The organism is Streptomyces sp. NPDC060064, from assembly GCF_042736455.1.
Taxonomy (GTDB): domain Bacteria; phylum Actinomycetota; class Actinomycetes; order Streptomycetales; family Streptomycetaceae; genus Streptomyces.
In genome coordinates, this window is the sequence record NZ_JBHWWF010000005.1 from 53,402 (window position 1) to 66,734 (window position 13,333).

The 13,333-nt window shown below is 67.0% G+C and carries 15 protein-coding genes and 3 pseudogenes; 10 read left to right on the forward strand and 8 right to left on the reverse strand.

Annotation, left to right across the window (positions count from 1 at the left end; genetic code table 11):
* Nucleotides 1–190: 190 nt before the first annotated feature.
* From ACFWDI_RS08260 to ACFWDI_RS08270, 3 genes are all read right to left on the reverse strand, one after another.
* Nucleotides 191–979 carry an SDR family NAD(P)-dependent oxidoreductase gene (locus ACFWDI_RS08260; protein ID WP_385302049.1) on the reverse strand — a complete coding sequence of 263 codons (789 nt, stop codon included), beginning with the start codon at nucleotides 977–979 and terminating at the stop codon, nucleotides 191–193.
* A 542-nt stretch (nucleotides 980–1,521) separates the two neighbouring features.
* Nucleotides 1,522–2,076 (reverse strand): aminoglycoside phosphotransferase family protein, encoded by a 555-nt coding sequence (locus ACFWDI_RS08265; RefSeq protein WP_385302051.1) that lies wholly within the window; start codon nucleotides 2,074–2,076, stop codon nucleotides 1,522–1,524.
* On the reverse strand, nucleotides 2,073–2,954 hold the full coding sequence (locus ACFWDI_RS08270) for a hypothetical protein (RefSeq protein ID WP_385302469.1): 882 nt from the start codon (nucleotides 2,952–2,954) through the stop codon (nucleotides 2,073–2,075). Before ACFWDI_RS08270 ends, ACFWDI_RS08265 begins: the two co-directional genes overlap by 4 nt.
* A 70-nt stretch (nucleotides 2,955–3,024) precedes the next feature.
* On the opposite strand from ACFWDI_RS08270, the gene ACFWDI_RS08275 reads away from it, so the two are divergent.
* Nucleotides 3,025–3,366 (forward strand): hypothetical protein, encoded by a 342-nt coding sequence (locus ACFWDI_RS08275; protein ID WP_385302470.1) that lies wholly within the window; start codon nucleotides 3,025–3,027, stop codon nucleotides 3,364–3,366.
* Here the strand turns inward: ACFWDI_RS08275 and ACFWDI_RS08280 are convergent.
* Nucleotides 3,319–3,480 (reverse strand): annotated as a pseudogene (locus tag ACFWDI_RS08280) (helix-turn-helix domain-containing protein); the annotation flags it as partial. The gene ACFWDI_RS08275 and the pseudogene ACFWDI_RS08280 overlap by 48 nt on opposite strands.
* Nucleotides 3,481–3,722: 242 nt before the next feature.
* Between ACFWDI_RS08280 and ACFWDI_RS08285 the strand changes: the two are divergent.
* The 4 genes and pseudogenes from ACFWDI_RS08285 to ACFWDI_RS08300 form a co-directional block, all read left to right on the forward strand.
* Nucleotides 3,723–4,064 carry an ATP-binding protein gene (locus ACFWDI_RS08285; protein ID WP_385302053.1) on the forward strand — a complete coding sequence of 114 codons (342 nt, stop codon included), beginning with the start codon at nucleotides 3,723–3,725 and terminating at the stop codon, nucleotides 4,062–4,064.
* Nucleotides 4,065–4,226: 162 nt separating this feature from the next.
* The gene (locus tag ACFWDI_RS08290) at nucleotides 4,227–4,622 is read left to right on the forward strand and encodes a DUF6415 family natural product biosynthesis protein (RefSeq protein WP_385302055.1); all 396 of its coding nucleotides are present in this window, start codon (nucleotides 4,227–4,229) and stop codon (nucleotides 4,620–4,622) included.
* A pseudogene (locus ACFWDI_RS08295) lies at nucleotides 4,622–4,996 on the forward strand (DUF6302 family protein); the annotation flags it as partial. The gene ACFWDI_RS08290 and the pseudogene ACFWDI_RS08295, both read left to right, overlap by 1 nt.
* Before the next feature lie 124 nt (nucleotides 4,997–5,120).
* Nucleotides 5,121–5,243: pseudogene (locus tag ACFWDI_RS08300) on the forward strand (DUF5999 family protein); the annotation flags it as partial.
* Nucleotides 5,244–5,450: 207 nt separating this feature from the next.
* On the opposite strand, the gene ACFWDI_RS08305 reads toward ACFWDI_RS08300, so the two are convergent.
* The 3 genes from ACFWDI_RS08305 to ACFWDI_RS08315 are packed head-to-tail and all read right to left on the reverse strand — an operon-like array spanning nucleotide 5,451 to nucleotide 7,279.
* On the reverse strand, nucleotides 5,451–6,083 hold the full coding sequence (locus ACFWDI_RS08305) for a hypothetical protein (RefSeq protein WP_385302471.1): 633 nt from the start codon (nucleotides 6,081–6,083) through the stop codon (nucleotides 5,451–5,453).
* Nucleotides 5,974–6,531, reverse strand: coding sequence for a DUF6262 family protein (locus tag ACFWDI_RS08310; RefSeq protein ID WP_385302057.1), 558 nt, complete (start codon nucleotides 6,529–6,531; stop codon nucleotides 5,974–5,976). Before ACFWDI_RS08310 ends, ACFWDI_RS08305 begins: the two co-directional genes overlap by 110 nt.
* Nucleotides 6,518–7,279 (reverse strand): tyrosine-type recombinase/integrase, encoded by a 762-nt coding sequence (locus ACFWDI_RS08315; RefSeq protein ID WP_385302059.1) that lies wholly within the window; start codon nucleotides 7,277–7,279, stop codon nucleotides 6,518–6,520. Before ACFWDI_RS08315 ends, ACFWDI_RS08310 begins: the two co-directional genes overlap by 14 nt.
* Before the next feature lie 41 nt (nucleotides 7,280–7,320).
* Between ACFWDI_RS08315 and ACFWDI_RS08320 the strand changes: the two genes are divergently transcribed.
* Nucleotides 7,321–7,992 carry a thiopeptide-type bacteriocin biosynthesis protein gene (locus ACFWDI_RS08320; RefSeq protein ID WP_385302061.1) on the forward strand — a complete coding sequence of 224 codons (672 nt, stop codon included), beginning with the start codon at nucleotides 7,321–7,323 and terminating at the stop codon, nucleotides 7,990–7,992.
* Nucleotides 7,976–9,070: a hypothetical protein gene (locus ACFWDI_RS08325; protein ID WP_385302064.1), complete on the forward strand. Its 1,095-nt coding sequence runs from the start codon at nucleotides 7,976–7,978 to the stop codon at nucleotides 9,068–9,070. Before ACFWDI_RS08320 ends, ACFWDI_RS08325 begins: the two co-directional genes overlap by 17 nt.
* Nucleotides 9,071–9,758: 688 nt before the next feature.
* On the opposite strand, the gene ACFWDI_RS08330 is transcribed toward ACFWDI_RS08325, so the two are convergent.
* Nucleotides 9,759–10,349, reverse strand: coding sequence for a hypothetical protein (locus ACFWDI_RS08330; RefSeq protein WP_385302066.1), 591 nt, complete (start codon nucleotides 10,347–10,349; stop codon nucleotides 9,759–9,761).
* Nucleotides 10,350–10,867: 518 nt separating this feature from the next.
* Here ACFWDI_RS08330 and ACFWDI_RS08335 point away from each other — a divergent pair.
* The 3 genes from ACFWDI_RS08335 to ACFWDI_RS08345 all read left to right on the forward strand — a co-directional run bounded on the left by ACFWDI_RS08335 (nucleotide 10,868) and on the right by ACFWDI_RS08345 (nucleotide 13,331).
* Complete coding sequence (locus ACFWDI_RS08335; protein WP_385302068.1) at nucleotides 10,868–12,760, forward strand: ATP-binding cassette domain-containing protein; 1,893 nt, start codon at nucleotides 10,868–10,870, stop codon at nucleotides 12,758–12,760.
* A gap of 161 nt (nucleotides 12,761–12,921) precedes the next feature.
* Nucleotides 12,922–13,155, forward strand: a complete 234-nt coding sequence (locus ACFWDI_RS08340) for an NUDIX hydrolase (protein ID WP_385302442.1) — start codon at nucleotides 12,922–12,924, stop codon at nucleotides 13,153–13,155.
* Complete coding sequence (locus ACFWDI_RS08345; protein WP_385302070.1) at nucleotides 13,152–13,331, forward strand: hypothetical protein; 180 nt, start codon at nucleotides 13,152–13,154, stop codon at nucleotides 13,329–13,331. Before ACFWDI_RS08340 ends, ACFWDI_RS08345 begins: the two co-directional genes overlap by 4 nt.
* Nucleotides 13,332–13,333 lie beyond the last annotated feature (2 nt).

Here is a 13,333-nt window from a genome sequence, read left to right on the forward strand (position 1 = left end):
CGTCGTATGCATCGGCGGCAACAACGCTCCGAGGCGCTGACGCAGAACGTCGTCAGCCTGGTGTGTGCGCCGACCGGGCAAGCCCTGCGCGGCGAGGGACGCCGCAGTTGACCGGAACGTCGTACACAGCCGACATGCGTGCGACGCCCCCGCTCGGGGCCGCCGGACCGATTGGCCGACCGATGACAGCTCAATAGCCGGCGGTCAGCGCGCCGTCGATGGCGAGAGCCGCGCCGGTGATGAACGGGCTCTCGTCACTGAGCAGGAAGGCGGCGAACGCAGCGATCTCCGCCTCATCGGCGGCCCGGGCGGTCGGCTGCTTGTCGAGGAGGGCCTGCGCGGCTTCCGGATTGCCGTCGACAAAGCTGCGCCACAGCGGCGTGTTCACCAGCCCCGTCACCAGGGCGTTCACCCGCACGCCGGACCTGGCCGCGTCGAGCGCCGTCGAACGGGTGAGGCCCACGACACCGTGCTTGGCAGCCGCGTAGGCCGGAGCCCCCGGGTCACCCACCACACCGACAACGGAGGCGTTGTTGACGATGGAACCGCCACCGCTGGCCACGATCGCCGGAATCTCGTGCTTGAGGCTGTAGAAAACGCTGGTCAGGTTGAGGGCGATGACACTGTCCCAGAAGGACGCGTCGATGTCCCCGAGCGCTCCCTGGCTGTTGCCGCCGCCCGCGTTGTTGAAGGCGCCATGCAGGCCACCGAACTCCTTGACCGCGACATCGACCAGATGGGCAACCTCCTCCTCGACCGTCACATCCGTCGGAACGAACAGGGCCTTGCCACCCTCCCGGACGATCTCCGCCGCGGTCGCCTCGCCACGCTCCTCGTCACGCGCCCCGATGAGCACCGTTGCCCCCTCGGACGCGGCGCGCCTCGCACAGGCCGCGCCCATACCGGAGGAGCCTCCGGTAACCACGATGATCTTGGACTGCAGACGGTTGGACTTGCTTCTCCTTTCGTTGCCCGGCATGGCAGGGAGGCCACGGCTGCCGGGATGCGTGGTCGCGGGCATACGTAGCTACAGGCTTCGCCGGAACTCCCGTCCCGCCCGCCCGCTTGCGGCCCAGCAGGTCGCCCAGGCGGCCGCCGAGGATGAGCAGGCCGCCGAAGGCCAGGCCGTAGGCGGTGATGACCCACTGGCGGCCGCCGTCGGAGAACCAGACGGGGCGGACAGTTGGCCCGCTGGTTGCTGTGCGAGCGGTGAGCGGCAACTCCAGGAAGGAGTCCAGATCGAAACGACGAGAAGTCACATCTCCCATCATCTGCAGCGGCGCGCCTCCTGCCCACCGACCTCCGACCTAGGAGCTGAGCCTCACGTCGCGGGTAATCACTTAGAGTCACCGCGGGAGGAATGCCCTGAGGCCCCATTGCGCAACAACCGCCGACAGCGCGCTGCGCACGAACGACGGATTCGAGCATTTCCGCAGGAACCAATGCGCATCAAGCTGCGGACCCTACAGACCGGAGGTGCATTGGCAGATTCGACACCTCTATCTCCGACAACCCGCTTGCCTAGTGAACGCCCCACGCGTCTCCATGGACGGCGCATTCTGGCAGGCCGGCCGGCCGCTCTGACCAGGCTTCCGCGAGGTCTCGGTGCAGCCCACGGAGCCACCACCGATGGTCTTCGCAGAGCGTCGTTGCTGCGTCCAGCCGTTCCGCGATCCGGACGAAGGGGTTGAGGGGCCCGAGGTCGATGTCAGGCTTGGGCAGGGCGTGGAGCCGCAGCAGCAGTCCCGCCACGTCCGTCGACGTTCCGTGCTGGTGCGGCGGCAGCTCCTGCCAGAGGGTGACCGGGCGCCCGTCGGCCTCGACGGGCTGCTGCACGTCGACTAGGCGCACGGCCGGAACGTCGCTGTCAGCGAGCCAGCGCGCGATACGTACTTCGCGGCTGGCCGATGCGAGTTGGCCCGGCCGTGCGATCCGCACGATCACGCCTTGCCCCCGTAGGCGCCATATCTGGTTCTCGGCAAGCCATACGGCCTCAGCATCGCCGGCGTCAAAACCGACGGCGGAACATGCCTGTTCCAGAGCGAGGCGTGCGGGCGCGGCTGCCGAGGTCGTCATGCCCGGACGGTAGCGCGGATGCGTTCCTGCAGGCGTACGGCGTCGCTCACCTTGGGGTGCGCTGCCGCGAACTGGCCGAGCTGTCGTAAGTCGTCCACCGCTCGCTTCGAGGTCAGCCGGCCAACCTCGTCCAGAACGTCGTGCCCGACCTTCGCAGCTTGCCGCGGGTCTCCCTTGGCCATCATCAATGCCGCCAACTTGGTGCGGGAGATCGCTCGGGACCGCTTGAAAGCATCGTCATGCCCTTGGACCGCAGTGAAGAAGCGGCGCCCTGCCCGCCCAGGATCCTGCCCGGCAAGAATGGCGAGATCGAACAGAGCATGCGCCGTGTCGCCAGCATGCTGCGCGGCGTCGTAGTACGCCATCCAGGGCGGATCTTCATCAGGGCGAGCATCGGCGAACGCGTCATCCGCCCGGCCCACCGCGGTCATCGTGTCTCGTACGTTGCCCATCTTCCCGAACGCTCGGGCGCGTGCTGTGTGGAGCATCGCCTGCTCGGTTGCCGTGAGGCGGTCGGAGCGGACAAGACCTTTCTCGGCATGCGTGAGGCCTTCATCCGGCTCACCGATCCAGACGGCCTGACGTGCCAGAAGCGAGTACGACTTGGCCCTCAGATGCCAGTTGCCGGCCTCCTCGGCACAGTCCGCCGCGAACGTGAATGTCTTCCGTGCATCAGCATGCGCGTAGGCATCGAAGGCGCTCGCGCCGACGACGATGCCGAGGCGGGAGACGGCGGCAAACAGCTCCGGACGCAGGACCTCGGGGCAGTCTGAGTACAGCAGGGCCAGCGGCCCATTGCATGGATTTGCCTGCGATGTCGCGGACGAGTCCGCCCCCGCCGAAACTGTTGTCCCAACGGCTGATGGACGTGGCAACACCCAGGACCTGATCGATATCCATCGGGCTGATGACAGCTGGGAGTTCCGCCGGGGCTGAAGGTGTCAGCAGTTGAGTGAGGTCTATGGGGACAAACGCGGCGACGCCGCTGGCCTGGAGGAAAGAGCGACGGTCCACGGGCTCAGGGCTCCCGGTACGAGGTGGCAGTTCATCACTGCCCAGGATGCGGCCTCCGCGCACCTGAACGACTCCTTCCCCCTCTTCCTTGGCCGCCTTATCGGCATCAGACCGCTTTTTGTCGGCATCGGCCTTCCTGAAGGCCATGGGCCAGGCTCTCTCGAAGAGCCCACCCGTCTCCAACACCTCATCGAGCTTCTCGGCCAGCGCGTGTTGGCAACTGGGGTACTTCCCCTTTTCGATGTTCAGGATCACATCGTCGCTGACCTGCACTAACTTGCCCAGCAGGCGGGCTGACAGCTTCTCCGCCTTGCGTCGCTCCCTCAGTTCGTTCCCGAACCAATCCTGGGGCGACGCCCCCGGATCGAGCTGCTTCTCTGGCTGCGGCATTCCTCGCCCCCGCGCTCGTGATGCCGATATCTGAAGCTCTCGGCATCAGGCACTCCACGTTTGCTCTTCGCGCTGTCTCAATGGTTGCTGACCGGTTCGTAACCAGTACACACCGCTACCGAACCCCTCTGTTGGGGTTCCGGCAAACGAACGGAACTGCGATGGAACTACTCGCTGATCCCGCCCATGCCCGGCGTGCTGCTGTCCGAGCCACGACGAGCAGTGTCCCAGGGCAGCTCGACATGAGCATCAACCTGGAACCGGACTTGCTGCGGATCGTGCGCCGCATTGTCCGTGCCCACCTGCGCTTGTGGGGGCCGGAGTTGGACGCTCTCGCCGACCGGGCTTTGATTACGGTGAATGAACTGCTGACGAACGTCCTTGAGCACACTGAGCCGGACGACAACGGCCGAAGAAACGCCAAGCTCCTCGTCCAGCGCGTACCCGGCGGTCTCACTGTGATCGTCCGAGACCGGGACACGAGCCAGCCAACCCACACGGCTCCCGACGCGCTCGACGAGACCGGACGTGGATTGCTCCTCGTCGCCGCCCTGGCTCTCAGTGTCCGTCACCGATGCCGGTAAGGACGTGTGGGTCATCCTCTTGCAGCCGCAGACGGACGCTGAGACGCCACCGCACTAGCCGGTCAGCCTCTCCCGTCCTGCTGTCATCCCCTGGAGCCCTGCAATGCCTGCCACGACCATGACCGCGCCACCCGGTTCGAGCACGGGGGGCCTGGACACCCGATGCCCGCCGAGCGGGCGCAGCCCCCGCTCGAGGGGGATGCGCTGAGAGCCGTTGTTGCCAAGCTGCGGGCGTGGGATCCGCTCGTCGTCGATGCCATCTTCGACGACCTGGACAGAGTCCTTGGGGACCAGACGCCTCCGGCCGATCAGATCGACGAGCTCAGCGAATGTTTACGCGGCACCCTCATGCAGCTCGTCAACATCGCCGTGGCGGACCCCAAATTCCCGCCGACCGAAGGGATGCTCAGGGAGATCGCGCGTGCGTGCGGCCTCCGATCCGAGGAGCTGCCGGGCGACTACTGGCCGGCGGTCGGACACCTGCGGAGGCTCGCTACGGTCACCAGCGACCTTCTCGAGCTGATGCTCATTGCCCAGTACATCAAGGACTCAGAGTGATGGCCGCCGCGCCCGCCAGCCGCCGGCCGGACCCTCCGCTGACCGTCACAGTGCGGGACCCCCGCGAGGCCTGTGACTACGAGTTCATCGCCGCCCGCCTCCACGACCAAGGCTTCTTGCAGGAAAGCGTCGCAATTCGCTTCTTCCGTTTTGTCCTCCTCGCCGTGCCGGTCGGTGGCTGCCGACGCGGTGGACGTATGGACGCCGGCCCGGCAGCCGTCGCTCTCGCGATCCGTGACCACCTCCTCGGCCGTGCCGGGTTCCCCAAAGTGCGGATCCGCCTGACCTCGCGAGAGCACTGGATCGTCGAGTGGGGCGAGCGCGCACCGAACGAACCCCTCAGCAGCCCTGAACGCCTCAGCTTTTACGGCTATGCCGCTGGCTGTACAGCGGTCCCAGACGCCTTCTCTGGCCAGAGCCCCGCCGACCCCCGCGGCGCGCTGACCGGCCGGAGAGGGCCTGTACCCCCTCCCGTTGCGCAGTTGAGAGGAAAAGCGCATGTGTCAGCACCAGCCGACCTGCCCATTGGCCGACGCCGCAGACCGGGAGGCCGCCCGCCTGACAGCCCACCATCCAGAACAGGGCTGGAGCCTGCTGTGTAACGGCGTCTTGCTCTTCGAAGTTATGTCGATGTCGCGCGGTGCTGATGGTTCTGAGCTGTGTATTTGCGACCTGGACATGTCCTCTCAGCGGCTCACAGGGAAAGGCGTTCATGTACTGATTCCCACGCATGCCTGTCTAGAGGATGGTCTGCAAGGAGTGTCGTTGCCTTCGACGGTCGGCGCCGCTGGTCATGGAACCGTTGGGTGCAATCACGAGCGCAAGTCTTTAAAGGCGTTGAACTGGTCCCCCATTGACCTCCTCGATACGGTTGAGGAGAGCCGTGTTCAGTTGTTCCCGGGCCTCTCTAACTCCCTGGAGCGCAAGGAGCACTTCAACACGTACCTCGCCTTGCTGCTGGGAGCATCGCAGGACGTCGTCTCGGACCTCGCGAGTAGCCTCCCGCAAGCGGGCCAGCACATAGGACTGGGCCGTGGCCGCCTCCTCATCATCGGTATGAAGCGGTTCAATCTGCCTCGTAGTAGTCCGAGACAGCGCGATGTGGGGCGGCGGGGGAGCCGATCCGAGCCATATACCGCTATGGGCCAGACCGTAACCGGCCTCAGTTGCCTCACCGCGGATCCTGCTCACGATCTCGTCAAAGCGATCGACGTCCGGGGGCCGGTTGGCCTGCAGATCCTGGACGGTTCGCTCCAATGCGTCCAACCAGGCCCTGCCCGTGGTGCGCATCCTCAACAGCCGTGCTACCTCTGCTTCCTTGCGCTTCTCGTGTGCCCCACTCGCTTCTTGCTCAGCCTGTCGCCGATGCAGGCGCAGCGGGCCGTAGAAGGCCGCCAGGCCGGTAAAGCCGGCGCCGCCGAGAGCCCCGAGCAGTCCGTACAACGCGCTGGTATCCGCCATGTGTGTCAATCCTTCTCAGTAGGGGCACCGCGCTCAATGGCCCTGCTCTCAGATCCCGTTGGGCTGGGTCGCATGGTACGGAGCTGGCGGATCTCGCCGTGGGGGTCTCCAATTTCCGGGTGAGATTGGAGACTTGGTCACGTAGTTGCCGGTTGCGTTCCAGCATGGTTTCCAGCCTGCGTTGGAGCGATGTGTCGCTCGCGGAGTGCCGTCCGTTCCGGCGCGGTGCGGGGGCACGCTGCTGGAGCTGGTTGATCGCGGAGATGAGGTCGGTCTGCGTGTATAGCCATGACCGGGAGACCCGGGCGGCGTGCGCGATGCCGACGACTGTGGGCCGTTCGCTGCGGCGGCCCGACGCCTTGATGACGTCCTCGGCGCGCTCGCGCGCCTGCTGGCTGCGCATCTTCGATGCTTCGACGAGGAAGCGGGCGTTGTCAGCCGGTGGCATCGAGATCGGTCACCTTCCCGCCGGCCACGATCTGCTCAGGGCCGGCCTGTTCCAGGGCATCGATGATGGTGTCGAGCTTGCCGAGCGTGCGAGTGTTCTTCTCGACGATGCGCGACAGCCCGGCGTTCTCGGCATCGTTGATGAGCTTGCGGGTCTCGTCGCGCTGGCGCCGGTGCTGGTCGAGGAAGTCTCCGGTCGTGATGAAGAAGCGGCAGTCGAGACAGGGGTTGGCGTACTCGCAGTCGGTCTGGATGGGGGCGCCGCAGTAGCCGTTGGGCCGCACCAGGGACAGCCGCATCCAGGTGGCGTCCGCGAGGGGATGGTCGGCGGCCAGGGCGACCGGCTCGCCGTCCGCGTTGACCTTGAGGGCCTTCTCCCAGTGGTCGCGCAGCGTCTTCTGGTGAAGCCGGGCGTAAACGGCCGTCATCTGCGGCGACATGTGATCCAACAGCTGCTGGACGATGTGCTGCGCAACGTTGGCGTTGATCAGCCGGGTACTCAGCGTGTGCCGGAACTGATGGAAGGTCACCCGAGCTGGACGCCCGTGCTCGTCGATCATGCGGATGCGTTGCAGCCAGCACTCCATCTGCTCGCGACACCAGGTGTCCGAGACGGGCTTGGTGCCGTTGAGGTTGGACTGCCAGCCGGGGAACAGGAAGCGGCTGCCGGCCGGGAAGCGGGTCTGGACACGCCGCTGCTGGGCGGCGATCTCCTCGGCGAGGGCCTGGCTGATCGGGAAGAACGCCATGCGTCCGTGGATCTTGTGGTTGACCCAGGTCGTGCTGGCGCGTGCGCTACCTGTCTGCCGCTGAGGCGCAGGACCGCATCGGCCAGGGCCTGGACGCGCTGATCGCCGACGGATTCATCAAAGGGTGGACGGAGATCATCTACGAACCCGAAGTGCACGCCTTCGGCGGCGCCGAAGCCATGGCATCCGCTCACCGCCTCTTCCACCGCGACAGCCGCAGCCTGCTGGACTATCTCCAGGGCGACGCCGGCAGACACCGGCGCGAGACGTCCCTCATGCTGTGCAGCCTCCTGATGCGCTCCGCCGGACTGGACTGGTACGAGCAGGGCGACGTCTGGGCATGCGTCGGCGCTCACCGCCCGCTTGCCCCCGGCACCGAACGCAACAGCCGCGACCGACTCCACACCGCCGTGCACCGGCTGATCTCCGTGAACGCGAAAGACCTGATGCACACGGGCGGAACACTGGCCCACGCCGCCGACTGGGCCCACGCCTACACCGACGCCGGACGGGAACTGGCCCACCTCACATCTTCCGGACAGCTTCACCGCGGCATGCGTGACGTCCTTGCCCATCACGTGCTCTTCGCCTGGAACCGGATCGGCCTGCCCTACGCCACGCAAGCCACCCTCGCAGCCGCCGCCAAGAGCGTCATCTTCGGCCCCGACCCCACCACAGAAAGGAGCGCTGCGCGCCGTGTGGAAACCTCCTGAGTCCATAGCCCAGCGTTTCCCGCTCATCGCCCGCCCCTGTCCCGCCTGCCTCCCTCTGCCCCAGCGCGTGCACACCCTGACCGAACTCGCCGCCAGCGCCGCGACCTTGGGCGACCCGAGCATGGCCTCCACGGTCTACAACCAGGCGGCGCTGATCGCTTCCGACGTCGGCGACCCGGACACCGCCCGCGAGATGTGCCACCAGCACGCGGCCGCCTACCTGCACGCCGCCCCCTTGCCCGGCACGTTGGCGATCCGCGCCCTCGAACCCGTCGTCAACCTTGCGCGCCTCCAACTCCGCGCCGGGCAGGCCGACGACGGCCGTCAACGCCTCCTGGCGCTGTTCGAGGCGGTCAGCACCGGGAGCCCCGTCCAGGTTGAGGACATCGCCATCCCCGCTGACCTGGTCGAGACCGTCGAGGACCGACAAGAGGTCCGCGCCTGGCTGTGCCGGGTCCTCCTCGCCGACGGAACCCGTGCCCTGACCGCTGCCGGCCGCTGGGCCGAAGCACTTGCTCACGTCGAGGCGCACCGCGGCGTCGGGCAGCGCATGCTCGACGGCCGCCAAGTCGCCGTCCTCGCCGCCCTCGCGAGCGGAAACACGCTCGGCGCCGACATCCTCTTGACCCACACAGAGCCCGGGGAGGCCTGGGAAGGAGCCGTCACGGACTGCCTGACCGTCCTGTGCCGTCGTACAGCGGGCCGGGCGTGGCGGCGCCTCCTGGAGGACCTGGTGACCACCTACCTCGAACGCCCAGGCAGGGGCCACATGACCGTCCTCGCCACACGGCTCGGACTCGCAGTGCTGGACGTGGTCGACTCGTCGGAGCACCCGGCCGCGCGCCTGATGGTCGCGGATCTGTACCGCCGGACGATGAAGGCGACCGACGGCTACGCCGCACTCGGCGTTCTGAACCACCACCTGGCGCGCTCCCACTTGACCAGTGAGCAGAGACAGACACTCGACGCCGTCCTCACCGCATCAGGGCTCGGCGCAGGGAACCTCTCAACAGTCCACATGCAAGCCCTCACTGAGGCCGTGGAGAAAGCCGAGGTCGCGCTCTGCGGGCTTCTGTAACCCGCTCGTGGAACCATCGGTCCCTGTCCGCCGGACGCTAGATGATCGCCCTGTAACAGCTCCCGCCACGGCCGGCTGTACCGCACTTCCGTCCGCCAGCGTCCCGCCGGCGAATAGCCCGTGAGAATTTCAGTGCGACATGACACTTTCTAGCGAGAAGTGGCACCACTCTGAATGCGCCCTGCGCGGAGCCTAAGCAGGCTGGGTGAAGTTGAATGCCGATCCATGCGAGCCGTCAGAAGCGCGGGTTGGCTTCTCCGGTGCCCATGCATGCTGCACAGGACTGGGGGTACTCAGCCGTAGTCCCCTTCCCGTGGCAGTTGCGGCATGGGGCCTGTCGTAGAGGGTTCGAGTTCGACCGCCGGTTCTCGATCCGCGTCTGCCTCCGCCACCACTTGCCAGTCTTCGAGTTTTCCCACCAGAGCCACAGACCAAGCAGAGTCATCCCGATTACCAACAGTGCGCCCATGGTTGCCATGGAAGCCCCGCCGGGGCGGGCAGTCAACCTGCGCAAGGGCAGGTGCTGACGCGTCAACGGAACCCGTGGCTCAGGATCAGCAGCGAACTTCCCCCGAGCCGCTTAGTTGACCTGGACGGGCGGTTCAGGTCCACGGACTTGCTTGGGTGGGTGCTGTTCCGATGCGGTCGATGATCGGCGTCAGGTAGGCCGCGTACTCGTCGAGCGCTGTCAATCGACGTTTCTCCAGGTCAACGGCCTCCAGCCAGTGACCACCGCGTAGCCCCACCCCAACGCCAGCGCGACCTCGGCGGAGGCCGCGAACTTCATGAGGTCGTCGTCGTCCATCCGGCCCGCCGGCCTGATGTCCACGAGCCACCGGCCCTGACGGGAGACCGTGAGGAAATCAGGAATGTGCTCACGCCGTCGGCCCTCACCTTGAAAACTCAGCTGGAAAGGCTGCGAGAGGACTTCCTCCGCTTCACCTGCGAAATCCGCCATCACCACAAACTGGTCCTCACGGTGCGACTCAAATCCGTGCTGGCGACCGGTAGTGAGCATCGACTCCAGTCCAGGCCGGTGGTACTGACGCTGGCGCCAGGTGAAACCGCGCCAGGGAACACAGCCGGTCAGAGGCACGGAATCCAGATCGACAACGGGCCCGGTTCGCTTCGCCTTGCCGACCTTCCACGTCGCCGACCATCGGGTTGACCAGCCGTGATCGAGGTCCAGCATCCTCCGGCCCACGGACAGGTCCTCCTGGCTGCACGTAGTCGCCAGGTCCTCCCAGCCGCAGATGTCTGACCACAGCGGACTGGTCACCGTGCCCTCAAGTGGGCGTGGCTCAACGGTCCGTGACGGCTCGTCCACGCTGATCTGTCTCATGCGTACAGAAGACACAAGCGAAGGCTCTGTACAGAGGTATTCGATCGAAGCGGTGCCAGAAGGCCTGAAAGACCAGTAAGGCGCCACCCCTTATCGACATCCGGTGCCAAGTCGCGCTGACAGCACTTGCCGAATCCGCAGATCGGCGCCCACTTCTAGTGCCAACCTCTGCTGAAAGTCTCAGCCCGGCCGCCTGGGCCCGAGGGCGTCCGAGCCTGGACGGGAAGCACGGCTCGAGTTGCACGCTTCCGCGGGGCGGACGCGGCTGGGGCTCGGCGTTTCGGCCACCCCGCCTGCAGACGGCACCCGTGCGTGCCACGGGTCGGTGCATCACGCACGCTCCGCTTCTCCCGCCACTAGGCGGATTTCATCGCGTCTGAAACACGTGTGTTCGATATTCCGCGGCTGTCGTTGACCTCGACGACACAGCCCAATCGACCGTCCAGGGGGATCAGTTGACCTCGACAGACACCCGCAGCACGCAGGACACCACTCCGCCTCCCGCGCCGCCGCCCGCCGAGATCATCTACAGCGGGCAGTACTCGGTGAACCCGCTCGGCACGGTGTCCTTCAGGAAGCTCTGCGCCCAGATCCCCTCGGTTCTGCGCCGCATCGCCTTGATGTCATGGGCCACCGACCGCCGGGCGGTGCAGCTGCTGATCACCTGCCAGGTGGTGACGGGCCTGGCCGCCGCCGTCCTCCTCACTGCGACGGCGCGCGCCATGGAGCCGATCCTCGGCGCCGGGCTGGTGGGCGGCCGGCTGAGCGAGGCCCTGCCGGCGCTCCTCGTCGTGGCCGGCGCTGCTGCTCTCAACCGCGGTGCAGGGGCTGTCGCCACGTACGCCGAGCGGCGCATCACGCCGAGGCTCACCACCGAGACGGACGCCGCCCTGGTCGAGGCGGTCTGCCGGGTCGAGGCGTCCGCGTACGCGGTGGATGGCTTCGCTGACCGGCAGGAGGCCGCGGAGATGGGCGTGATCCGCACGCACGTGATGGTCACCGACGCGCAGCGCTTCATGTCCGCGCTGGTCCGCATGATCACTGCCAGCGGCGTGTTGTCGGTGCTGAACCCGCTGATGCTGCCGCTGCTCCTCCTCGCGGTACTCCCGGCCGGGATCGGCGCCGTCCTGTCCGCCCGCGTCGACTACGAGATCCACTACGCGAACGTCGCCGACCGCAACGTTCGCGGCATGATGCGCTGGTGGTCGACCTCGCCCAAGTACGGCGATGAGGTCCGCGCCAACGGCATGACGGACTACCTCCTGTTCTGGTACCGGTCCCTGTCCGAACGGTGCGACCGGCGAACCCTCGCCGCCGCCCCGCGGACCCTGCGCATCGCGCTGCTCTCCTCGCTCGCCGGCGGGATCTTCCTGGTTGCCACCTGGGCAATGCTGGCGTGGCTGGCCGTTACCGGGCGCATCGCACTTGCCATCGCAGCGACCGCGGTTGTCGCCGTCCAGACCACCCTGGCGGCCCTCTCTCAGGTCGTCATCAACGGGGCCGCCGTCTTCCACACCAGCCTCTACCTCAGCGACATGCAGAGCTTCCTCGACGACGCCGCCGAGAGGGCGCCCAAGCGCGGCAGCCTGACGGCCAGTGCGCCAGTGGAGGAGATCCGCCTCGAAAAGGTCGTCTACCAGTACCCAGGGAAAGACCAACCGGCCGTCGACGGTGTCTCCCTGATGCTCCGGCGCGGGCAGATCCTCGCGATCGTCGGAGTCAACGGCTCCGGCAAGTCAACCCTGACCCGTCTGATCACCGGGATCTACCTCGCCGACAAAGGCCACGTCACCTGGAACGGCGCGGACCTCGCCGACATCGAACCGGCCACCGTGTGGAACTGCACCGGCCTGGTCCCGCAGATCTTCGCGCAGTGGCCGCTCCGGGTCCGCGAGAACGTCACCCTCGGCCAGCCCCGCACCGTCGACGATGGGCCTGTGTGGGAAGCCATCGACGCAGTCGGCATGCGCGAAGCGATCGAGGGCCTTTCCTCCGGCCTCGACACCCTCCTCGCCCGCGAGATCTTCGGAGGCGCGGAGCTGTCCGGCGGACAGTGGCAGCGGCTCGCCTGCTCCAGGGCCCTGTACCGCCGACCGCCGCTGCTCATCCTGGACGAGCCCACCTCGCAGATGGACCCCCGCGGCGAACACCGGATCTTCGAGGAGATCAAGGCGATCTCCGGCGACCGCATCACCATCGTGGTCACCCACCGCCTGGAGAACACCAAGGTCGCCGACCACATCATCGTCATGGAGGAGGGCCGGATCACCGAACAGGGCCGCTACGACGACCTGATCCACGCCGGCGGAACCTTCGCCGAGCTCCTGGAGCTCTCGCAAGACCGCTAGCCACCACACCACCGACCGGGCTTCCGGCATTTCGGTAGGCCGCCGCCCAGCCTCCGGGCCGACGGCGGCCGCGACGAGAGGAGAAACCCCGTGCACCCCCCGCCGGATCGGACGAGACACGCCCGTCGGAACGGCCCGTATACCGCAGCATTGCCCACGTGATGGTCTTGCTCCAACGCCCGGGCGACGGCCACGTCCTGACCCTGCGGCACCGATTGACCTCCTGGCATTCCCCAGGGCTGCTCACCGTTATCGGAGGACGCCTCGACGACGGCGAATTCCTCGACGAGGGCGCGGCGCGCGAGCTGTTCGAGGAGGTCGGCGTCCGCAACGCCCCGCATCAACTGCGTTTCTGCCAACTTCCGCACTTCTTCGCCGCGGATGGAGAGCGGTGATCGGCGCCGTGTTCGTCCTACAGGAGTGGGAAGGCGAGCCGTGCAACGCCGAGCCGAACATGCACAGCGAGCTGGTCTGGGTCGACCCGCACGACCCGCCGGCCGACTCTCACAACTTCACCCAGGAGGTCCTGCGCGCCTTCGTCGCCAGCGACCTCTACGTCAACGTCGGGTGACG